Origin of the sequence: Ornithinimicrobium sediminis (assembly GCF_021272345.1) — a bacterium.
GTDB classification, from domain to species: Bacteria; Actinomycetota; Actinomycetes; order Actinomycetales; family Dermatophilaceae; genus Ornithinicoccus; species Ornithinicoccus sediminis_B.
Genome location: NZ_JAJSDQ010000014.1, coordinates 1 through 19,022, shown reverse-complemented (window position 1 = coordinate 19,022; position 19,022 = coordinate 1). Strand labels below are relative to the sequence as shown.

The 19,022-nt window shown below is 68.4% G+C and carries 24 protein-coding genes; 10 read left to right on the top strand and 14 right to left on the bottom strand.

Annotated features, from left to right (window positions below):
• Window positions 1–144 precede the first annotated feature (144 nt).
• Together LVO85_RS16515 and LVO85_RS16510 are read right to left on the bottom strand one after the other, a co-directional pair.
• On the bottom strand, window positions 145–483 hold the full coding sequence (locus LVO85_RS16515) for a hypothetical protein (RefSeq protein ID WP_232748712.1): 339 nt from the start codon (window positions 481–483) through the stop codon (window positions 145–147).
• A 135-nt stretch (window positions 484–618) separates the two neighbouring features.
• On the bottom strand, window positions 619–1,365 hold the full coding sequence (locus tag LVO85_RS16510; protein ID WP_232748711.1) for an alpha/beta fold hydrolase: 747 nt from the start codon (window positions 1,363–1,365) through the stop codon (window positions 619–621).
• Window positions 1,366–1,560: 195 nt separating this feature from the next.
• On the opposite strand from LVO85_RS16510, the gene LVO85_RS16505 reads away from it, so the two are divergent.
• The gene (locus LVO85_RS16505) at window positions 1,561–1,956 is read left to right on the top strand and encodes a hypothetical protein (RefSeq protein WP_232748710.1); all 396 of its coding nucleotides are present in this window, start codon (window positions 1,561–1,563) and stop codon (window positions 1,954–1,956) included.
• 77 nt (window positions 1,957–2,033) lie between these two features.
• Complete coding sequence (locus LVO85_RS16500; RefSeq protein ID WP_232748709.1) at window positions 2,034–2,699, top strand: HAD-IA family hydrolase; 666 nt, start codon at window positions 2,034–2,036, stop codon at window positions 2,697–2,699.
• A gap of 64 nt (window positions 2,700–2,763) precedes the next feature.
• Here LVO85_RS16500 and LVO85_RS16495 read toward each other — a convergent pair whose 3' ends face one another.
• A complete protein-coding gene (locus tag LVO85_RS16495; RefSeq protein ID WP_232748708.1) occupies window positions 2,764–3,153 on the bottom strand; it encodes a hypothetical protein in 390 nt (129 codons plus the stop codon).
• A gap of 542 nt (window positions 3,154–3,695) precedes the next feature.
• Between LVO85_RS16495 and LVO85_RS16490 the strand changes: the two genes are divergently transcribed.
• Window positions 3,696–4,013, top strand: coding sequence for a hypothetical protein (locus tag LVO85_RS16490; protein WP_232748707.1), 318 nt, complete (start codon window positions 3,696–3,698; stop codon window positions 4,011–4,013).
• Between the two features lie 53 nt (window positions 4,014–4,066).
• Here the strand turns inward: LVO85_RS16490 and LVO85_RS16485 are convergent, their stop codons facing one another.
• Window positions 4,067–5,023, bottom strand: a complete 957-nt coding sequence (locus tag LVO85_RS16485) for an NAD(P)-dependent alcohol dehydrogenase (protein ID WP_232748706.1) — start codon at window positions 5,021–5,023, stop codon at window positions 4,067–4,069.
• A 261-nt stretch (window positions 5,024–5,284) separates the two neighbouring features.
• Here LVO85_RS16485 and LVO85_RS16480 point away from each other — a divergent pair, with 261 nt between their 5' ends.
• A complete protein-coding gene (locus LVO85_RS16480; protein WP_232748705.1) occupies window positions 5,285–6,508 on the top strand; it encodes a tyrosine-type recombinase/integrase in 1,224 nt (407 codons plus the stop codon).
• 568 nt (window positions 6,509–7,076) lie between these two features.
• Window positions 7,077–7,730, top strand: coding sequence for a M23 family metallopeptidase (locus LVO85_RS16475; protein WP_232748704.1), 654 nt, complete (start codon window positions 7,077–7,079; stop codon window positions 7,728–7,730).
• Window positions 7,731–7,947: 217 nt separating this feature from the next.
• Here LVO85_RS16475 and LVO85_RS16470 read toward each other — a convergent pair whose 3' ends face one another.
• Complete coding sequence (locus tag LVO85_RS16470) at window positions 7,948–8,646, bottom strand: hypothetical protein (RefSeq protein ID WP_232748703.1); 699 nt, start codon at window positions 8,644–8,646, stop codon at window positions 7,948–7,950.
• 322 nt (window positions 8,647–8,968) lie between these two features.
• Between LVO85_RS16470 and LVO85_RS16465 the strand changes: the two genes are divergently transcribed.
• Window positions 8,969–9,370 carry a hypothetical protein gene (locus LVO85_RS16465; protein ID WP_232748702.1) on the top strand — a complete coding sequence of 134 codons (402 nt, stop codon included), beginning with the start codon at window positions 8,969–8,971 and terminating at the stop codon, window positions 9,368–9,370.
• A 272-nt stretch (window positions 9,371–9,642) separates the two neighbouring features.
• On the opposite strand, the gene LVO85_RS16460 is transcribed toward LVO85_RS16465, so the two are convergent.
• The 6 genes from LVO85_RS16460 to LVO85_RS16435 form a co-directional block, all read right to left on the bottom strand.
• Window positions 9,643–10,830, bottom strand: a complete 1,188-nt coding sequence (locus LVO85_RS16460; protein WP_232748701.1) for an aminotransferase-like domain-containing protein — start codon at window positions 10,828–10,830, stop codon at window positions 9,643–9,645.
• 112 nt (window positions 10,831–10,942) lie between these two features.
• The gene (locus LVO85_RS16455; RefSeq protein WP_232748700.1) at window positions 10,943–11,599 is read right to left on the bottom strand and encodes an RraA family protein; all 657 of its coding nucleotides are present in this window, start codon (window positions 11,597–11,599) and stop codon (window positions 10,943–10,945) included.
• A gap of 299 nt (window positions 11,600–11,898) precedes the next feature.
• Window positions 11,899–12,156 (bottom strand): type II toxin-antitoxin system RelE family toxin, encoded by a 258-nt coding sequence (locus LVO85_RS16450; protein WP_232748699.1) that lies wholly within the window; start codon window positions 12,154–12,156, stop codon window positions 11,899–11,901.
• Entirely contained in the window at window positions 12,156–12,437 is a 282-nt protein-coding gene (locus LVO85_RS16445) for a type II toxin-antitoxin system Phd/YefM family antitoxin (RefSeq protein WP_232748698.1), read from the bottom strand. The genes LVO85_RS16450 and LVO85_RS16445 overlap by 1 nt, the downstream gene beginning before the upstream one ends.
• Window positions 12,438–12,500: 63 nt before the next feature.
• A complete protein-coding gene (locus tag LVO85_RS16440; RefSeq protein ID WP_232748697.1) occupies window positions 12,501–12,743 on the bottom strand; it encodes a hypothetical protein in 243 nt (80 codons plus the stop codon).
• Window positions 12,744–12,756: 13 nt separating this feature from the next.
• The gene (locus LVO85_RS16435) at window positions 12,757–12,921 is read right to left on the bottom strand and encodes a hypothetical protein (protein ID WP_232748696.1); all 165 of its coding nucleotides are present in this window, start codon (window positions 12,919–12,921) and stop codon (window positions 12,757–12,759) included.
• Window positions 12,922–13,108: 187 nt separating this feature from the next.
• Here LVO85_RS16435 and LVO85_RS17130 point away from each other — a divergent pair, with 187 nt between their 5' ends.
• From LVO85_RS17130 to LVO85_RS17240, 4 genes are all read left to right on the top strand, one after another.
• Complete coding sequence (locus LVO85_RS17130) at window positions 13,109–13,351, top strand: hypothetical protein (RefSeq protein ID WP_232748695.1); 243 nt, start codon at window positions 13,109–13,111, stop codon at window positions 13,349–13,351.
• A complete protein-coding gene (locus tag LVO85_RS16425; protein ID WP_232748694.1) occupies window positions 13,348–14,001 on the top strand; it encodes a tyrosine-type recombinase/integrase in 654 nt (217 codons plus the stop codon). Before LVO85_RS17130 ends, LVO85_RS16425 begins: the two co-directional genes overlap by 4 nt.
• Window positions 14,002–14,106: 105 nt before the next feature.
• A complete protein-coding gene (locus LVO85_RS16420; RefSeq protein ID WP_232748693.1) occupies window positions 14,107–15,015 on the top strand; it encodes an alpha/beta fold hydrolase in 909 nt (302 codons plus the stop codon).
• 298 nt (window positions 15,016–15,313) lie between these two features.
• Complete coding sequence (locus tag LVO85_RS17240) at window positions 15,314–15,955, top strand: MBL fold metallo-hydrolase (RefSeq protein ID WP_408637703.1); 642 nt, start codon at window positions 15,314–15,316, stop codon at window positions 15,953–15,955.
• A gap of 477 nt (window positions 15,956–16,432) precedes the next feature.
• Here the strand turns inward: LVO85_RS17240 and LVO85_RS16415 are convergent, their stop codons facing one another.
• From LVO85_RS16415 to LVO85_RS16405, 3 genes are all read right to left on the bottom strand, one after another.
• Window positions 16,433–16,672, bottom strand: a complete 240-nt coding sequence (locus LVO85_RS16415) for an IS110 family transposase (protein WP_232748692.1) — start codon at window positions 16,670–16,672, stop codon at window positions 16,433–16,435.
• Complete coding sequence (locus LVO85_RS16410) at window positions 16,596–17,345, bottom strand: IS110 family transposase (RefSeq protein WP_232748691.1); 750 nt, start codon at window positions 17,343–17,345, stop codon at window positions 16,596–16,598. The genes LVO85_RS16415 and LVO85_RS16410 overlap by 77 nt, the downstream gene beginning before the upstream one ends.
• A 737-nt stretch (window positions 17,346–18,082) precedes the next feature.
• Window positions 18,083–18,550 carry an SRPBCC family protein gene (locus LVO85_RS16405; protein WP_232748690.1) on the bottom strand — a complete coding sequence of 156 codons (468 nt, stop codon included), beginning with the start codon at window positions 18,548–18,550 and terminating at the stop codon, window positions 18,083–18,085.
• Window positions 18,551–19,022 lie beyond the last annotated feature (472 nt).

Genomic DNA, 19,022 nt, shown 5'->3' with positions numbered 1-19,022 from the left:
ATCCGCGTCCAAGCCAGCTGAACCACCCACCACTTTCGCGGGCATTCCTAGTTGAGGCACGGCCCCAGTTTCGCGGGCACATTGACATGAGGCACTACGGGCACGGAGCCGCTGCACGCCCTGGAGCCGTCGGCGTGCACGAGCCTAGGCAGACGGGGTGGTCGAGGCCAGAAGCCGCCGAGCTCGACGACCGAGGTCGCCGAGGTCCACGCGGCCCGCGTCAGCGGCGGCTGCCAGGCGTCGGGCCAGGTCGAGCGCCTCCTCGAGCTCGGGCCCGGCAATGGCGGCCTCCTGCCCCATGTCGCGCAGGATCGTGGCCTCGGTCCGTGAGGCGACCAAGGGGTCGGCGACCCCGTCGATCCAGACGCGGGTGCGGCGGCCGTCACCGCGTTCCTCCCCGGTGATCCGCTCGAGGGCGAAGATGCGGTCGGCACGGGCGAACGTGCCGAAGCCCAGAGCCACCATCCGCGTGTCCGACGTCACGCGGCTATCGTCGCACCCCTCACCCCCTACGTCTTCCCTGCCTCTCCACCGGGTCGGCTGCGTCAGGCCTGCCGGAGCCCCCTGTGCCACCACACCTGTCGGCAGCGGACGTGGGCACCGCGCCGGCGCTGCGCATCATGGGCGGTCGTCGGCCAGGAAGTCGAGCACATGGCGGGCGAACTCCTCGGGGACGAGCTGGTCGGCCACGTGCTGCTGACCCTCGAGCACGAGCAGCCGGTGGTGCGGCACGGTGGACGCCAGGATGCGGGCCGCGGCCTGAGGGACCGCCGGGCTGTCCCCGTCCAGGACGTCGAGAACCGGCACGGTGATCCGGCGCAGATCGCCGGGGTCCATGACCAGGTCGGCGCCCAGCTCCCGGGGCAGGGTGTGCGCGGCGGCGAGCCGGGTGGCCCACGAGGGCAGCGACTCCAGGTAGGTGATCTCGTCCTCGGGCATGCGCACGACCTCACGCATCAGGGAGCGCACCGCCTCGGTCCGGTCGCCCCGGGCCAGATGTCCCTCGATGACAGCGATGGTGCCGGGCGACGACGCGAGCTCGTTGACGGACGGCTCGTAGACGACGAGCCGGCGGATGCTGGAGGTCGCACGAGCCGCACGCAACGCCAGCAGGCCCCCGAGGGAGTGGCCCAGCACGTCCACGGCGGACCCGGACTCGGTCGCGATGTCCTCGACCACGGCCACGACGTCCTCGACCTCCCGGTCCAGGGACCAGCCGGGGCGTCCCCGCTCTGTCCACGGCCCCGACGGTCCATCGCGTGGACGGTCACCTGCGGTTCGAGGTAGGGCAGGATCCGCCAGCGGCGGTGGTCCGACATCGCGCCGTGCACGAGGAGCAGGGGCGGTCCTGGGCCGCTGGACCACCGGGCAACCTCGGTGCCGTCCGGCGAGAAGGTCGTGTGCCGCGTGGTCGGCGCCGTCGTCATCGTGGCCTCACCTCGTCCTCGAAGGCTACGCCGGTCGGCGCTGCGCCGACAGCGGCGTCACCCGGGCTCTCGCGCCGCGAGGGCACGGCGGCGGTAATGTCGCGGACGACGACCGCGACAGCTGGGACGGGGAATGCTGATCCGACGAGCCGGCACGGCAGCCGTGCTGACGACCGCCACCACGGTGCTGGCCGCCTGTGCGTCCATCGGGGGTTTCAGCGACCTCGACCGCGACCCCCAGCCGAACGACCCGCTGCCCGAGGTGGCTGTGTTCGAGGGTGTCGAGATCGTCGCCAACTCGAGCCGGTCGGTGGGCACGCACGAGGGCGTGGAGCTCTGGCTGGTGCGGACCGCAGCCGACGGGGTGTGTCTGCTCGTCTACCCCGACGAGGAGGACTGGGCGGCGGGATGCTCCGACCGTGGGCCGGTGAACGTGGGCGGCCCGGCGGGCAGCTTCACGGTGGTCCCCGACGGTGAGGAGCCGCCGGAGAGCGCGACGAGAGTCTCCGAGAACGTGTTCGCGCGGTAGCGCGCATGGCGCCGGCACCGGAGGTACGGTGAGGACACCACCAGGTCCGGCACCCCGCGAAGATGGAGGAGTCCCACATGGCTGGTCGCGTCGATGCCGTTGTGTTCAATGTTCTCGAGACGCTGCTCGACCTCGACCCCATCGGGGCCAGGCTCGAGGAGGTCGGCCAGCCCGCGGGGGTGCTAGGGCCGTTCTTCATGCGGTTCCAACGCGATGCGATGGCGCTGACCCTTGCCGGTGACGTCGCCGACTTCACCGCCACGGCCCGCCAGGCGCTGCACACCGAGACGAGGCACGCACTGACCGACGACGCCGTGGCCCACGTCCTGGAGGGCTTCGCGACGGTCCCGGCGTTCCCGGACGCCGAGCCGGCGCTGCGGAGGCTCTCCGAGGCCGGGGTCACCATCGGCTGCCTGACCGTCGGCGACCCGGACAACACGCGCTCGTTCCTGGCCGGGGCGGGTCTGGAGTCCTACGTCGACCAGGTCGTGACCTCGAACGATGTCGGCGTGTGGAAGCCCGCACCTGACGTCTACCGCTATGCCGCGAAGACTCTGGACTGCGCGTTGGACCGCATGGCGCTGGTCGCCGTCCACGCCTGGGACTGCCACGGAGCCAAGAAGGTCGGCGCCCTCGCCGGCTGGTGCTCCCGCCTCGAGGGCGAGCCCGGAGACGTCTTCCTGCCCGCGGACGTCCTCGGGCAGGACCTCGTCGAGGTCGTCGACGGGCTGCTGGCGCTCTGAGCGCCGCTCCGAGGCGGGCGACGGACGTGCGTCCGCGGTGCCCTCACGTGAGCCGGGCACACGCTCAGACGGCACCGCGTGAGCGCCGCCTCTCCAGCCCCGTGGACGGGGAACGGCCGGTCGTGAACACCAGCCGAAGGGCCGGCCCCGTCTTGCGCAGGAGCAGCCCGAACTGGCGAAGCACGCGAGGGTCGGTCACCGCGTCGGAGGGGTCGCGCACGAGAAGGACCGAGTCGTCGCCGGCCCGCACGGCTGCGGCCAGCTCCTCCAGGAAACCGAGGAAGAGAGAACCGGGCTCGGACGGGCAGCGCAGCTCGGCGGGCAGGTCCACGCCGTCCCGCCGTAACGCCGCCACCACGTAGGTCCAGAACTCGACCGGCTCGGTGCGGCGGTCCAGAGACAGCCACGCCACCCTTCGCGGCGGGCAGCCGTCGGACAGGCCCTCGGACGCCACCAGTGGCTGACGACCAGGAGGTCGGCGGAACGCTCCACCCCGTCCAGAACCGCCTGGGCGCACCCCGGGTCGGTGGGGTCCAGGACCAAGGGAAGCTCGACCCCCGCCCCGCGCACCGACGTCATGAACCGGCGCCAGAACCGGTCAGGTGACGGGTCGTCCGGCACCATCGAGACCCACGCGACCCGGACCGCGCTGCGTCGGACCACCTCCGCGAGCAGTGTCGTCGCGCCGTACCCCAAGGGCGCGCTGATGACGACCACCCCAGCCGTCGGCGCGTGCAGGACGCGAGAGACCAGCCGCTCCGGCACCACCGGATCCGCACGGGCGAGGTCCTCCGGCACGGGGGCTTCCGTGGTCACCGGTCCATGGTGCGGCCTAGACCTCTGCTGTGGGGCCGATTCGGGGCCACGCATGCCGGCTCACCGCCAGGACGGACCTCCCGCACACCGGTGGAACCCCCGGCGCTCACGACACGCGTACTGTTATTCCCAGGTCGTGCCTCCCTCAGCGGCCTCGGCAACCGAGTGGAGTGGTGCCAGATGAAGGTTAGCCCGACGGTGCCCAGCGGAGAGTCGCCGAGAAGCCTGACCGAGCTGGCCGCAGAGGTGCGCAGGGCTCGTCAGCATGTGCTGGCCCGTCGGATGGCACCGGCGACCCTGCAGGACCTGGTCAAGGCCCAACACGCGCTCCTGCAGACCATGGAGGCCTACGTCACCGAGCTGACCGTTCGTCACCTGCCGATCCCGCATCGCCTGCGCGACGACCTGCGTCTGCAGCGCGACCTCTGCGGCAGCCCTTACGACCGTCATGACCCTGGGCCTCGGCAGGCCCGCCGGCGCGGTCCCCACCGCACGTAGGAACCGACCCGTCAGCCCATGGCCGGAACGTCGTGCGAGGTCCGCTCGCAGTGTCAGGCCGGGCTGACGACGACTTTGCCGAGGGCGCGGCCCTCGCCGACGTGCGCAAGGGCGGCGGGCACCTGGTCGAGTGCGAAGGTGCGGTCGATGTGGATCGTGACCTCTCCGGAGACGCAGAGGGCGGCAAGCGGCTCGAAGTGGGCCGGTCCCTGCTTGACGGCAAAGATGCCGATCGAGCGACCGGCCAGCCTCCCCACCAGCCCGCCGACGGTGGCGACGCGCAGCAGGGCGCGAGCCGACCCGCCCACACACCGGTACGTGCCGCGGGGTGCCAGCGCGCGCCGGTAGGCGAACACGGAACGGTGCGCGACCAGGTCCAGGATCCGGTCGTAGGGCTGGGTGCTCCGGGTGAAGTCCTCCTTGCGGTAGTCGACCACCTCGTCCGCCCCGACCGACCGCATGAAGTCCTGCTTGGCACTGTTGTCGACTCCCGTGACGTGGCAACCGAGGCGCTTGGCCAGCTGGATGGCGAAAGAGCCTGAACCGCCGCCGGCACCGTTGATGAGGAACCGGTCCTCCGGCACTGCCGTTGCGGTGCCCTGCACGGCGATGGCGCCCGCCTGCGGGATCGTCGAGGCCTCGGCGAACGTGAGCTGTGCAGGCTTGAGGGCCAGTGCGGACTCCGGCACGAGCGCGTACTCGGCGAAGCCCCCCATCAGAGCCAGGTTGTCGCCGTACACCTCGTCTCCAGCACGGAAGCGGCTCACCCCCTCCCCGACCGAGTCGACGACGCCCGCGATGTCCGACCCCAGCGTCCGCCGAGCCGGAGAACGCACCCCGCCCATGCGCGCGTACGCCGGCGACCCGCGAAGCCCCTCCCAGTCACTGAGGTTGACCGAGACCGCAGCGACCCTGACCCGCACCTGACCGGCACCGGGCGACGGCACCGGGACGTCCTCGACACGCAGTACATCGGGGGACCCGTACCGGTCGTAGACCACAGCCTTCACCACGGCAACATACAAGGGACGAGGTGATCGATCATGAGGACGAACCCGGCGGGTGGACATCCTGCGACGGTGGACGTGAAGGGACTCGAAAAGAATTGCCGGCGTGTCGCGCTTTTCGTGCATTTCACGTCCCCACCTGCGCCATAGCGCCCTGAACTGCGTCTACGCGACCGCGATGTGGACGACATGGGAGGACACAAGCGGGCACTGATAGCCTCTCATCCGACACGTATCCGACACGGACAAGGCCGGAGGGACCACATGGGCAAGCGGTCGTTCGGTCAGATCACCCGACTGCCGAGCAGGCGGTACCGGGCTCGGTACACCGGGCCGGACACCGCCCTCCACAACGCCCCGAGCACCTTCGACACTCGCCTGGACGCCGAGGCCTGGCTCACCGACGAACGACGACTCATCAGCGCGGGCTCCTGGTCGCCGCCAGCGTCGAGGCTGCGCGCCGCCGAGCTGGCCGAGCTGGAGCGCCGACGGAGCGTCTTCTCCACCTACGCCCGGGGGTGGCTGGCCGGCCGTCACGACCTCCGGGCCACGACGCGCGCCAGCTACCGCACCGCCATCGAACGCCATCTCGTGCCGACCTTCGGTGACACTCCCCTGACGGAGATCTCAGCGAGCCTGATCCGTTCGTGGTTCCAGTCGTACGGCGATCGGACGCCGACCGCTCGCGCCCATGCCTACCAGGTCCTCGTCGCCGTCATGGCCCAGGCGGAGCAGGACGAGCTGATTCTGCGCAACCCCTGCCGCATCAAGGCGGGAGGGCGCACCACGGTGGCGAGAGAGCCCGAGGTGCTCACCCTGGCGGAGCTGCTGGCCCTGGCTGACGCCATGCCGCCCCAGCATCGGGCCCTGACACTGCTGTGCGGGCTGTGCGGGTTGCGTTTCGGCGAGGCCGTTGCCCTGCGCCGACGAGACGTCGACCTCGAGGCAGGCGTGGTGTCCGTCGCGAGGACCGCGGTCCGTGCCGGAGGGGCCAAGACCACGAACGCCCCGAAGACCGCTGCCGGCAAGCGTGAGGTCGCTATGCCGGCGCTCGTCGTGCTCGCGCTGCGCGAGCACCTGGCGGCGCACCCCGTTCGCGGCCGCGACGCGCTTCTGTTCCCCGGCCGCGACGGAGAGCTCCTCGCCCCGTCGGCCTTGTACGGGCGTCAGGAGCGTGTCGAGCGCCGCGGCGACAGGTCATACACGAAGCGTGCCTACGGCTTCCATGCCGCGCGCGAGGTCATCGGCAAGCCGGAGCTGCACTGGCACGATCTGCGCAGGACGGCCGCAACCCTGGGAGCGCAGTCGGGCGCCACCGTGCGAGAGATGCAGCACCGCCTCGGGCACACCACCCCGACCATGGCCCTGCGGTACCAGGCCGCGACGGCCGAGCGAGACCGCGCCATCGCCGACCGCCTGCAGGCCCAGATCGACGCGCTCCGAGGTGTCGGCACGGTCACTCCCCTGCATGGCGAGAAGGCTCGGTAACCGCCACAGGTTTGCTCGGGCTCGAGGCCCGGCAAGGTGAGGGCGAGCGCCGTGACACCAGATTGGTGCAGGTGGGCAACGACGTCGTCCCACGCCCAAGCCCCGAGCCAGAAGCCAGGAACCAGGACGACGTGGGCGGGAGCCGGGGCGTTTCGGGTGCTGCTCATAGCCGCCATTGTGCCCGCCTCAGTTGACCCTTCCCCGGGGGGCGGGATCGGCCGAAACGCGAGTGCTTCCGAGAGGACACCTTCCGGGTACTGCACCCGCTCGGCCTATGGCACCGACGACCGGCGCTCCATCCGGTAATGCCGCCAGGAGCGTGGTGGCACGCTATTGCCGCAGGCACTACGCCCCGACACCTGGCTCCGCTCTCACGTCGCCAGCCATCTCGCGCCCCCTCGGACTGCACGAGGCCAGTTCACAAGTCCAGGCAAGACGAGGGACCGGTAGCGTCAAGTTCCGGGAGATCCCGACCCTCCCGCGTACAGACGCGCGCAGCACGTCATTCCGCCGGGAGCTGGGCGTCCTTTCGGAGGCTGCGCTGACCGTTGGTGCGACACTTTGGGGCATGAGCGCAAGCGCACGGTGGGAGCCTGGGCTGGTCCTGCTCGCCTACCCGTTCTCTGGCCGCTGGTTGACGCGTAACAGCCCCGCGCGCCGGGTGCCCAGCCACGGAACACACCTAATGGGCACCACGTACGCCATCGACTTCATCCCCGTTGACGAGCACGGACGCTCGGCGCCATGGACCTGGCGGGCGGCCGTGGCAACGGAGGCGCCCGAAACCTTCGTCGGCTTCGGTGCTCCCATCCGGGCCCCCTGCCCAGGCCGGGTGGTCATCGCCCACGACGGCGAACCCGACCCCAAAGCCAGACGCTCGCAACTGACCCTGCTGCCCTACATGCTCGGCCAAGCGCGCCGCGTCCGAGGCGGCCCGGCGGCCATCGCGGGCAACCACGTCGTCATCGCCACTGACGAGCGCGGGCCGTACATCCTCCTCGCCCATCTCCAGCAGGGTTCCGTCACCGTCACCGTCGGCGACCACGTGCCAGAAGGCACCGTCGTCGGCGCGTGCGGCAACTCTGGCAACAGCACCCAGCCGCACCTGCACATCCAGGCCACCGACACCACGAACTGGGACCACGCAAAAGGACTGCCCATCGCGTTCCGGACCACCGGCGCACCCGCTCTGCCTGCAGAGTCCGAGATCGTCTCGATCTGACCCCGCCGTCCCATGAGTCACACCGCCGGCTGTTGCCCCAGACAAGCGCCGAGTCGCCGGTAGTCCCCTGGGGAAACGCCCAAACGTCGGGTGCGCCCAGTTGCGGACTTCGGTCAGGGCGGCGGGCGCGCCGGTGACGTGGGTATCGATGACGGCCTGCTTCGAAAAAGCGATGCCCCGACCGTGACGGTCGGGGCATCGCAGGGAACGGCGAGTGCTACTCGGCGCGAGCGAATTCGCTCACGCACTGGCCCTGGTTCTTGTACTGTCCAACGTCGAAGTTGGTTTCCCAGCCGCCGTCCTTGCAGTCGTCCTTCGTGAGCACCAGCGGCTCGAAGTCAAACCTCTCACCGTTGACCTCGACCCAGTCGGTGTAGGTCATCAGCCCCGGGTTGCCTGATCCCTGGTTCACGCTGATCGAGGTGATGACGCTGTCTTCGAACCCCTCGATCTGCTCGGCGAACGAGGTGAAGGTCGGTCCATCCCCAGTTTTCCACCACCCGCCCGTGTCGCCGATCGACTCGAAGGTCTGCCACACCCCGGTCTCGACGGTGTAGGCCGAGTCGTAGACCGGCTCGTAGACGAACGTGCCAGCCCACGGGGATACGGTGATGTTGAGCGAGACAGTCTGCTGCAGCGCTCCAGCCTCCCGCAGGCTGCGGTACGACAGGCTTTCGAGTTCGCCGAGGGTAATGTTGCCCGCATCGGTGACGCCCACGGTGGCCTTGTCACCGGACAACGGGGTGCTGATGAATAGCGACCCGACCCCGTCCAGCGAGGTAGTCTCCACAACCGGATCACCGGCCGAGTAGATGACGGTCGGTTCCGGGATGGTGGTGGTCGCTGCCGATGCCGTTCCCGCCATGCTCACGGCCATCCCCATGGCCGCGCCAATGGCCACTATTGTCTTCCTCATGTTCTGACCTCCCCTGATGCGCCCAGCGCATCTTCAGATTCAAAGTTGGGGCCAGGTTCCCGACCTTGTCTTCGAACGTAGCATGCCCTGTGAGGGGTCGCCGACGGGCCGCCCCGTTCTCCCCACTCGACGCCCAGCGTCATACGCGCCGGGAATGACGGAGCAGAACGGCCACGCAGAGACGCACGCACATGCCGCAGGTCGCTCATCTAGGGAGGGGCCTTCGCGCTGCGCTCGCTCACCGTCGTGTTGAGGCCAGCATGCCACTTGGCAAGGCATCGAATAGTGTCGTGGATCACGGCCCCGCAACGAGGAGGGACGAGTGCCATTTCGACGATGGATCTGGGCGACCCCGCTGACGACGACCCTTGCGGCAGTGCTGGCTTCGTGTGCGTCCTCGGGCGGGTTCAGCGATCTCGACCGCGACAGGGAGCCCAAGGACTCGGTGCCGGAGGTCGTTGCGTTCCCGGATGATGTCGAGGTCGTGCCTGACTCGAGCCGGTCGGTTGGCGAGTACGAGGGCGCAGAGCTATGGCTCACTCGCACGGAAGACGACGGGGTCTGCCTGCTCGTCTATCCCGACGACGTGGACTGGGTTGTGGGGTGTTCAGACATTCCTCCACTGACTGTCCGTGGCCCCGCCGGAGGCTTCACCGTGGTCTCTGACGGACAGGACCCGCCAGAGAACGCCACGACAATCTCCGAGAACGTGTACGGGCCCTAGCGCCCCGTCAGGGGCGTGAGCGGATTTTCACGCTCATGCCGCCAGGAGCATGGTCGCACGCTATTGAGTTCCTGAGGGAGTCGAGCCACCTGCGGCGTCTTATGGTGGACCTTGACGGAACGGACTGTTGGGGCGTCTAGCGACTCCTGTGACACCCGGCTCGTCCTGTGCTTTGAGGCGTTGGGAGTTGCGGCCGCAGGCGTTCTTTTTCCTGATGGCGGGGTCGACCTGATGATGGATCCACGGCTCCGTGCTGAGATCCACTGCCTACCTCAGGCCAGGGCCTCCGCCAGCAGCTCGCCCATGGCGCGCACACCGGCGACGAGGCGCTCGTCAGGCACCCCGGAGAAGCTCAGCCGAGCGTGGTTGGCCTCGGGGCGGTCGGCGAAGAATGGCGTACCCGGCACGACGAGGACCCCCGCGCGTGGCATGAGGACGTCGCGCTGGAAGGCCGCGATGTCGAGCCGCTGCGGGAACGTCGCCCAGGTGAAGAGGCCACCCTGAGCCCGGGTCCACGTGATCCCGGCCGAAAAGTGCTCCTCCATGGTCGCGAGCATGAGGTCTCGCTTGTGCCGATAGGTCGGGAGCATATCGGCGACGTGCCTCTCGATGTCGTACTCGCTGAGGTATGCCGCGACCGCGCGCATGTTGAGCGTGCCGTTCTGTGTGTCCGCGGCGAGCTTGAGCAGGGAGAGCTTCTCCCGAATCTCCGGCGCCGCGAGGGCCCAGCCAAGCCTGAGCCCGGGCGCGAGGATCTTCGAGAAGCTGCCCAGGTGGACGACCCGGCCGCTGGTGTCGAGGCTCTTGATCGTCGGCAGGCGCTCGCCTTCGTACCGCAGCTCCCGGTAGGGCGTGTCCTCAAGTATGACGACGTCGTGCTCCTCGGCGAGCTCGACGAGTCGACGCCGCCTCGCCAGGCTCATCGTGCGGCCCGTCGGGTTCTGGTAGTCGGGAACGGTGTAGATGAGCTTGACCCGCCCGGTGTGGCGCAGGACCTCTTCGAGGGCGCTGGTGTCCATTCCCTCCTCGTCCATGGGCACCGAGCGGTAGTCGGGCTCGCACGGGTTGAAGGCGATGAGCGCACCAAGGAAGGTCGGCCGCTCAGTGACGATGACATCACCGGGGTCGATGAACAGCTTGGCCGTCAGGTCCAGGCCCTGTTGCCCGCCCTGGGTGATCAGGACGTCCTCGGCGGTGCACGGCATGCCGTCGGCGGTGAGCCGGGCAGCCACGAGAGCCCGCAGCACGGGCAGCCCCTCCGAAGCCGTGTACTGCAGCGCCGACGCGTTGCCCGCCGAGAGCAGGTCGTCGTAGATGCTGTGCAGCTCGGCCATGGGGAAGAGTCTCGGGTCGGGGTACCCGCCGGCGAAGGAGGTGATCCGCGGATCGCCCGCGAGAGAGAGGAACTCACGGATCGCCGAGGGCTGCACGCGCTGGGCCCGGTGGGCAAACCTGGTCATGTCGAACCTCCTGCGGTCAGCGTGCCGACGTCGAGCCCGGACCATGGTGCCAGCGTCCCACCCATCATGGCGGTCGCCACCATCGACGGCTCGACGGCAGTTCCCCGAGGGGTCAGCCGATGGCCAGTCCTCCAGGACGCCCGTCGCGGAGCGCAGCGAGGTGCTCGTCGTAGTTCATGACCTCGAAGAGGGAGGCGCCGTCGAGCATCCGTGCCTGAAGCGCCTTCTCCTTGGCCTCGATCGCCTCTGCTTCGTCCACGGCCGCATCAAGCTCCTGCTCCGAGCCGACGACGAGCCCGTCGTCGTCTCCGACGATGAGCTCGCCCTGGTCCACCCGGACACCCTGGAGCGACAGGGTGACGCCGGTCTCCGGGAGGGAGTTCGCGGCATACGCACTCGGGGCCACCCCAGTCGACCAGACCGGGATCGACAGCCCTGCGAGCGTGGTGGTGTCACGGGACCGACCATGGATGACCAGTCCGGCGAGACCCCGCCGCAGTGCCTCGGTGCCGAAGAGCTCTCCCGCGACGGCCCGGTCGTCCCCGCCGGCGTCCACGACGAGGGCGTCCCCCGGCCCGGAGTCCCGGAGGGCGTGGATGACGGACATGAGGTCTCGGTTGGCCCTGGCCGTGACGACGCGGCCCACGAGGTGACGACCAGGCACGAGGGGACGCAAGCTGGGCGGCAGGATGCGCAAGGTGGGCGTGGCGTCAACGAGACTGGTCGTCGAGAGGTGGCCCAAGCGTTCAAGCAGGTTCTGGGTCGTCATGCGCTCATCCTCACATCACAGACTGCATCCGGGTCGCTATAGCAGCGTTCGTGTGCGCCCTTCCGTGACGGGCCGCCAGTGCGGTGGCAGCAGACCGCCTCCGCGGCGTCCCGTTCCCTATCCCGGCATTCCGACAACACCGGGATGTTGGCGCGATCAGCGCGCACCCCGCGACTGCAGCAGTCCCCCGAGGCTGGCCCGACCCGATCCTGAACAGAAGTCTCCTAGTAGCCGCGATGGGTCGCTCTACTGACTGACTCGACGTGTTCTGCGGAACACCCCGTTGCGGCTGGGGGTCGTCATCGATAGACGTCCGCACGATGCTCGATTGCGAGGATGGTCACGCGCTCATCGACCCGGTAGATGATCCGGTAGTCACCACGTCGAGCGCTGTGCAGCCCTTCAAGGTCGAAGCGCAAGGCCTTGCCGACGCGCTGCGGATTGCTTGCGAGGGGACCGTAGATGAACTCGATGGCCGCCGTCGCCACCTTCTCGGGCAGGCGCTGCAGAGCGCGCTTGGCCGTCGGCGTCCACGCGACGTCGTACGGCTCCACCATCAGGTGCGCAGCGTCGCGAGGACTTCTTCCTTGCTGAGGACCTCGGCCTCGCCGGCCGCGAGCTCGGCAAGGCTGTCTCGGACCTGGGTGATGAGCTTGGGACGGCTCACGACCTTCAGCGTTTCCTCCAACGACTCGAGGTCGTCGGCGCTGATGACCACCGCCGCAGGCTTGCCGTGACGAGTGATGACAACCCGGTCATGCTCACGCTCGACCTGGTCCACCACCTCGGACAGGCGATTCTTCACATCTCGCAAGGCCATCGCAGCATCCACCGTCATAGCCACAAGTGTAGCCATATCAGGGTGCGGGTCAACGTCCTGTTCTGCCGCTGCCCGAGTAGGTCAGTTTCCCCCGAATCGTTGCTGGGCTGCCTGCCGGGTGATGTTCAGAGCGGCGCCGATGATGGTCCAGGAGTCACCTGCGTCGCGGGCGGCTTGGACGGCTTCGCGCAGGTCGTCCTCGGCGGCGCTCAGGTTGGCGCGGGCGGTCTGGATGCGGCGGAAGTGGACGGCGTCGCGGGCGGGGTTCGTGCCCGGGTCTAGCTCGTCCAGACCGGTCTCCTCGGGGCGGGTCCTTGTGCTCATGTGCTGCTTCACCTCATCTCAGGTAGTCGTAGAACTTCGGTCGTAGTTGGTCGGCGTGGATGATGCGGACCGGTGCTTCAGCGGGCACGGCGACCAGCTCCAGCAGCCGGCCGTGACGGTCAGGGCCGATGACCAGAAGGCGGTCCTCACCCAGGTACTCGTACTCGACCAGGCGCATGGCATTCCTCCAGGCGTGCTGGATGTCAGCGTCCTCGAGCTCGTGTTTGCGAGCCGATGGCGGGACCTCCACTCGTCAAGTGTCTCTTGACGGCGGGCGGGGCGTCAAGTCGTCCTTGACGGCCGGTGCCGCGGTGGCGGCACGATGGTTCATGACCACAACCCAGCCCTCCGCTGCCCTTGTCCCCGTGAGCGTCATCGACCACGCAGATGCCGCACTGCGCCAGGCCGTCGCCGCCCACCTGGCCCGCTACACCGGCCAGACTCGCACCCACACCGAGTCCGACCTTCGTGCCTTCCTGACCTGGTGCACTCAACGGGGCATGTACCCGTTGACCGCCCACCGGGTGCACGTCGAGCTGTACGTGCGGTGGATGCAGGAGACCCGCCGGAACAACCGTCCACGATCTCCCGGAGGCTGTCCGTCGTGATCGGGTTTTACCGCACAGCCGTCATCGACGGTGTCCTGACCGCTTCCCCGGCCGACCACGTCCGCCGGCCGCACGTGCCGGCGGAGTCACCCACCTTGGGCCTGTCGCACTTGCAGTTCGAAGCGATGCTGCAGGCGGGTCGGGCCAGCGTCAACATCAACAACTTCGCCCTCGTCACCATGCTCGGGCTGCTCGGGTTGCGCATCTTCGAGGCCTGTGGCGCGAACATCCAGGACCTGCGCGAGGAGCACGGCCACCGGGTACTGAAGGTGCGTGGCAAGGGCGGCAAGGTCGTCCTGACCCCGCTGCCCTCCGCCGTGCAGCGTGCCATTGAACGTGCCGTCGACCACCGCGAGGACGGGCCGATCCTGCGCAACCGGCAGGGCGGGCGGATGGACCGGCACGCCGCGACCCGTCGCCTGCACCATCTGGCCGACGAGGCAGGGATCAACCTTCCCCGGATGCACCCGCACATGCTCCGGCACACGTTCGTCACCACGATGCTCGACGCCGGCGTGGACCTGCGCGACGTCCAGATCGCGGCCCGCCACGCCGATCCCCGCACCACCATGCGCTACGACCGAGCGCGCAAGAACCTAGACCGTCACCCCAATTACATCCTTGCCGCCTACATGGCATCCGGCACCTGACCAAGCACACGGATCCGCCGCAAGCAGGTTTGGTGCCCAGTCAGCCCGCCACGAGGCGTCGGCACGTTCTGGCGAAGCGAGCAACGTTCACTGGGACGGAGTACTGTGGATGGTGTCGGGGCTGCTGAGAGGTTGCTGGTCGCGATGTTCGCGAAAAGGCAGGAATTGACGGCGGAGGTGCGACGGGGTCTGCCCGGCAACTTCCTGGAACTCTCGGCGGGGTTCACGCACTACGAACTCCAAGGCGACGCGGACGCCGAGACTGTCGTCCTGATCCACGGCAACGCCGCACCATACGTGACCTGGGACCGGACGACCGGCGCCCTGACCGGAGCCGGACTCCGGGTGCTCAGGTACGACCTGTTCGGGCACGGACTCTCGGACAGGCCGAGACGGCGCACCTATGACCGCCGCTTCTACAACGCCCAACTCGAGGAGCTGCTGCAGCGGTTGGATATCTCGGGCCCGGTCCACGCGGTGGGAACGTCCCAAGGAGGAAGCATCGCCACCTGTTTCGCCTCGGAGAAGCCGGGAAGGGTTCGCAGGCTCGCCCTGCTAGCACCACTCTTCGACGAGGTGCCGGGCTCACGGGGCGTGGCGGTCCGGCTAATCAGGACCCCGGTCCTGGGAGAACTCCTCATGCGTGTCCTGAGCGACGCCAAGCTCGCCGACCTCTCCGACGCCGTCGTGGACGTCGAGACCAGGGCGGCGCTCCAGCCCGACGTCCTCGAGCAGTTCCGCTTCCGCGGAAAACGTCGAGCCATCCTGGCAAACCTCAGGGGCGACGCCCTGCAGGACGCGACCGCCTGCTACCAAGGCGTCAAGGACCAGCGCATCCCCGTCCTGCTCATGTGGGGCACCCTGGACCAGAAGCTTCCCCCCGAGCCGATCGGCAGGCTGCGGAACCTGCTCCCGGACATGGAGTACCACGAGCTAGAAGGCGCGGGTCACCTGGCTCACTACGAGTTTCCGGAGCGGGTCGGTCCGCTCCTGGTCCGATTCCTGACCAACTGACAGCCTGTCACGGTCGACGCGGCAGGGCCCCTGCTGACGGCGCCGTGCCCTCCGCCGGTCTTCTCCAGCCCTAGGGGGCCGTACGCCGATGTGGTTCGTTAAGCCACTGACTTACCGCCGTGAATCCCAAGAATCGTATGCACCACCTTGCCGCCAGGAGCGTGGTCGCACGCTATTGCCGCGTCGACGACGGCGTTCCTCATCGAGATCCCTCCAACGCAGTACCAACCAGCTCGAAGCCGAAGAGGGACGAGTCCCGGCGCGGCGCGTAGACTGAGGACAAGCGAAGGAGGCAAGGATGCTTCTGCTTCGGTCCGGCCTGTGGGCGATGGAATCATCGAGCTCGTGGGGGTGCAACTCCTACCTGATCGACGATGGCAGGCGGGTCTTTCTCGTCGATCCCGGCCCCTCGTTCCAGATGGACCCGGTGGCCCGCGAACTGAGAGCCTCTGGGCGGTCTCCCTACGACTTGACGGACATCTTGCTGACTCACTATGACCAGGACCACTCACGCTCGGCGGCCGAATGGCGACATCGGACACAAGCAACCGTGTGGCTCGGAGCTGACGATGCAGAAATATTGCGCACTCGCAAGGTGCCAGGACCCTGGTTCCGCCGGTGCATGATGGCACTCCTGGGTCTGGCGAATCTGCCTCAGGGCACCGTCGCAATGCGCGGGGAGACCGTGATCGCTCCCGGTTTGACCGCCGTGCCATCCCCCGGGCACACCCCTGGTCACTATGCATTCATCTGGCATGACGTCGCTCTCATCGGTGACGCGGCCCGCACCAGCCCCGACGGCGGACTGGTCCGGTTCAAGCCACGCGGCCTAGCAACAGACCCTGCCCTGGCGGACAGGTCACGCCACGCGCTTGCCAATCTCCCGGTACGAGTGTTCTGCCCCGGCCACGGCCCTGTCGCGGATCGCACCAAAGAATGAGCGCCATTCCAGAAACGCGCTCGAATGGGCGGACGTCGCGGCGGTGCGGTCTCGAGGAGTAGGGAGGGCGACATCCTTCGTCTTCTGCCACATCCTGGTGGTGCTGACCGCGGCCGTTCAGGGCAACAAGAGACGCACTACTGCCGCCGAGCGCGCACCAAGTGAGATCCCTAGACCCCGACGGCCCTGCGGGACACCGAGGGATGCCCGCCTATCCGTCGTCAAGCGGGTACTCCGTCACACGGGTCTCCGTCGATTGGCTGCGACGCTGCCTTAGCGATGTCGCTCTGAGCCAGTTGCAGAGCGACGTGACTGTAGCCTCAAGATCGCGGAAGGGGAGCACTCCGCCGATTAGCAGGTCGCCATCGGCGAAGTGGAGGGCGTACTCCCAAGCCTAGAACGACCCTCCCAGCGGCGTCTTGACTGTTTGCCCACGGACGACGACATGATCATGACCGGAGGACGGGAGAAGTGGGGTCATCCGAAGAAGCTGGTGTCGTTGCGCAGCTGCACGATGCCAGCGATGTAGAGCACGTGGTTCAGCCGCCGGTTCCCGGCCCGGGAGAGTCGGTGGTGGGTGTGCGCTCCGGAGGAGGCGTCGATCGGTGCGGTGCCGGTCCAGGAGGCGAAGTGGTTGCGGTCAGGGAAACGGGCCACGTCGCCGACGTCGGCCAGGATCCGCGCCGCCCCGGCCGGGCCGACGCCGTGGATGTCCATCAGGTGCGAGCCGCGGGCCAGCACCGCTTCTTTCAGCTCGGCTTTGAGGTCCTTGAGCTGGGCGTCCAGGCGAGTGATGTCCTTGGGCAGGTCCGCGGCCAGGCGCCGCTGGGTCTGACCGACCGGGTCCCCGCGGGGGCACCGTGGTCAGCAGCGCCCGGTACTGCGCGGTGGACTTCTTCGTCGGTGCCCCTCCGGGCAGCAGGTGCAGGAACAGCTTGTGCAGCCGGTTCAGCGCCTGCGCGCGGGCGTGGGACAGCTCGTCACGGCGGTCGCACAGCAGCCGCAGCACGATCAGTTCGGGCTCGACGGTGACCTCGCGCAGGTGCTTGTCGCGGAGCGCGACCATGACGACCGCGTGGGTATCGGTGGCGTCGGTCTTGCGGCCCTGGCCGGTGTCGAAGACCCGCGCCCGGGCGGCCAGCTTGGCCGGCACGTCCAGCACCCGTTCGCCGTCGGCGAGCAGCCGTTGGGTGATCGGCCGGCCGATGCCGTTGGCGCCCTCGACCGCCCAGACCCGCCGCGGCCACTGCGCCGCGACCTTCAGCATCGACCGGTAGGAACGGGTGTCCGTGCCGAAGCGGCCGGTGGCCCGCAGCACCTCCCGCCGGTCCCTCGCCTCGATCGTGACCGAGGCCTTGTGCGGATCCATCCCGATGACGACTTCGTCCATCGCGTCCAACTCCCTCGCCGCTGTGTGCCTGTTGGTCAGCGAGGACGGGCAACGCTACTTCGAGCAGAGCAGACCCTTCTTGAAGCCACGCCTCGCTACGGCACCCGGCCGGGACGCATCCCATGAAGGCGCCACACCAGCACGCCGGTGGGCAGCCGCGAGAAGAGCGTCCGACCGGGCACCTTACCCAGCCTGCGCTGACCGGAGCGGTCTGTGACATAAGTAGCCACTGGGCGGTGGCTCGCGTGCGCTTGATCCGCAGTCAGCCGCCTGACTCAACCACGGTGGCGTTCCGCCGGCGCTGCCGCCGCCCAGCGAAGGCTCCATACCCGCCCAACAAGAGCAAGGCGACCCACCCCAGTGTCTGCAGGACGAGTGAATGGTCCGCCCCGAGTAGTAGAACGAGGGACGCAAGGGCTACCGCAGCCGAGAACCAGTCGCCTACAGAACCCGATTTCCAGGCGCGGTAGGCGTAGAGATTCAGTAGCACCACAGTAGCGATCGCGACTACGACGAGAAGTTCGTCAAGTGACGTGGCGCTGCCCTCTCAGGTCAGTGCGAGAGCCGCAGTTGATCACGACCTCATCCTGCACCACGAGACATCCGCTCCTACCGCAACGAAGACCGCTGGAGGCCCACGTGATGCAACAGCCGGTGGGGAGACGGTGACCGGGGTCGTCGTACACCACCTGGCTGGACGCCACTTCCGCTCGTCTGGTCGACAGGTGGAGACCGCGTCAGCGCGCGCATTCGATGCCCTTTTTGTGGATGGCCAGCGCCCCCTCAACGTCCGTGTTTGTGTGCGCGAAGACCGCATCTAGCATCTTGAGCAGCCTCGGCCCGTCCCAGCCGTACGACAAGGTGGTTCCCTCGGTATCTGGTTCGAGAGTGAACACATGGAGCGGCCCCGCGGAGGAGCGGTACGCGATTCGACGATTGGGAACATGCTGCTCCGCTGTCATGACCATCCTCTTGTCCCTGCCCATCTCGCGATACTTGACGTCGAATGAGACGACCGATCCGTCCTGCGCGCGGTTCACGGCCACGACGCTCGCATGATGATCGGCTGCCATCCCAGCGACGAAGTGACCGGGATCAGCCAAATACTCGAAGACCCTCTCAACCGGGGCGTCGACGTGGATGCTCCGCTGGTGTCTGAGAGCGGCTGCCACAGTGGTCCCCTTCCCTTCCTGGGCGACAGACACGCAGGCGAGCCGGGGCGCACGAATGGTGCCCAAGCGTTCACCCTGCACCGTCGCCCTCTCTAGTTCTCCGCCTCCAGTTTAGGCTCGACACTGGATCGGGGCGCGGCGCTGGGTTAGTGCTGGAAGTCGAAAGTCCTCGATCGTCCTTGGCGCCGGGCATGCTGGCGGGGCGGATGCGCAATCGGGCGCCGGAGGCGTGGCGGGCGGCGACCTCACGTTCCAGGACGGCGGCCAGGTAGTCCTCGCGGGTCCACCCGGCGTCGCGGGCGTGGCCGGCCAGCCGGGCGGCGGACTCGGTGATCCGCGCTGCTTTCGGCGCGGTGGCTAGGTGGGTGATCTGCTCGAGCGTGCCGATCCCGGCGGGGCTGTCTTACCGCACCTCGTGCGCGGGCCTGGGCGTGGGCGCGTCGTGCGTAAGAGGGTCGTGCTCACGGTGGGAGATCGCGTTCGGGGTCCGGCTTGAGGCGTCACA

Excerpts from the sequence above, each read along its gene's own strand:
- LVO85_RS16450 (WP_232748699.1), bottom strand. The coding sequence starts at position 12,156 with ATGGTGGAGCCGTACGACGTCGCGTGGACGCCGACGGCCAAGCGCGCT.
- LVO85_RS16445 (WP_232748698.1), bottom strand. The coding sequence starts at position 12,437 with ATGACGGTGGATGCTGCGATGGCCTTGCGAGATGTGAAGAATCGCCTG.
- LVO85_RS16475 (WP_232748704.1), top strand. The coding sequence starts at position 7,077 with ATGAGCGCAAGCGCACGGTGGGAGCCTGGGCTGGTCCTGCTCGCCTAC.
- LVO85_RS16480 (WP_232748705.1), top strand. The coding sequence starts at position 5,285 with ATGGGCAAGCGGTCGTTCGGTCAGATCACCCGACTGCCGAGCAGGCGG.
- LVO85_RS16490 (WP_232748707.1), top strand. The coding sequence starts at position 3,696 with ATGAAGGTTAGCCCGACGGTGCCCAGCGGAGAGTCGCCGAGAAGCCTG.
- LVO85_RS17240 (WP_408637703.1), top strand. The coding sequence starts at position 15,314 with ATGCTTCTGCTTCGGTCCGGCCTGTGGGCGATGGAATCATCGAGCTCG.
- LVO85_RS16460 (WP_232748701.1), bottom strand. The coding sequence starts at position 10,830 with ATGACCAGGTTTGCCCACCGGGCCCAGCGCGTGCAGCCCTCGGCGATC.
- LVO85_RS16435 (WP_232748696.1), bottom strand. The coding sequence starts at position 12,921 with ATGCGCCTGGTCGAGTACGAGTACCTGGGTGAGGACCGCCTTCTGGTC.
- LVO85_RS16415 (WP_232748692.1), bottom strand. The coding sequence starts at position 16,672 with ATGGACATCCACGGCGTCGGCCCGGCCGGGGCGGCGCGGATCCTGGCC.
- LVO85_RS16455 (WP_232748700.1), bottom strand. The coding sequence starts at position 11,599 with ATGACGACCCAGAACCTGCTTGAACGCTTGGGCCACCTCTCGACGACC.
- LVO85_RS16410 (WP_232748691.1), bottom strand. The coding sequence starts at position 17,345 with ATGGACGAAGTCGTCATCGGGATGGATCCGCACAAGGCCTCGGTCACG.
- LVO85_RS16440 (WP_232748697.1), bottom strand. The coding sequence starts at position 12,743 with ATGAGCACAAGGACCCGCCCCGAGGAGACCGGTCTGGACGAGCTAGAC.
- LVO85_RS16500 (WP_232748709.1), top strand. The coding sequence starts at position 2,034 with ATGGCTGGTCGCGTCGATGCCGTTGTGTTCAATGTTCTCGAGACGCTG.
- LVO85_RS16505 (WP_232748710.1), top strand. The coding sequence starts at position 1,561 with ATGCTGATCCGACGAGCCGGCACGGCAGCCGTGCTGACGACCGCCACC.
- LVO85_RS16470 (WP_232748703.1), bottom strand. The coding sequence starts at position 8,646 with ATGAGGAAGACAATAGTGGCCATTGGCGCGGCCATGGGGATGGCCGTG.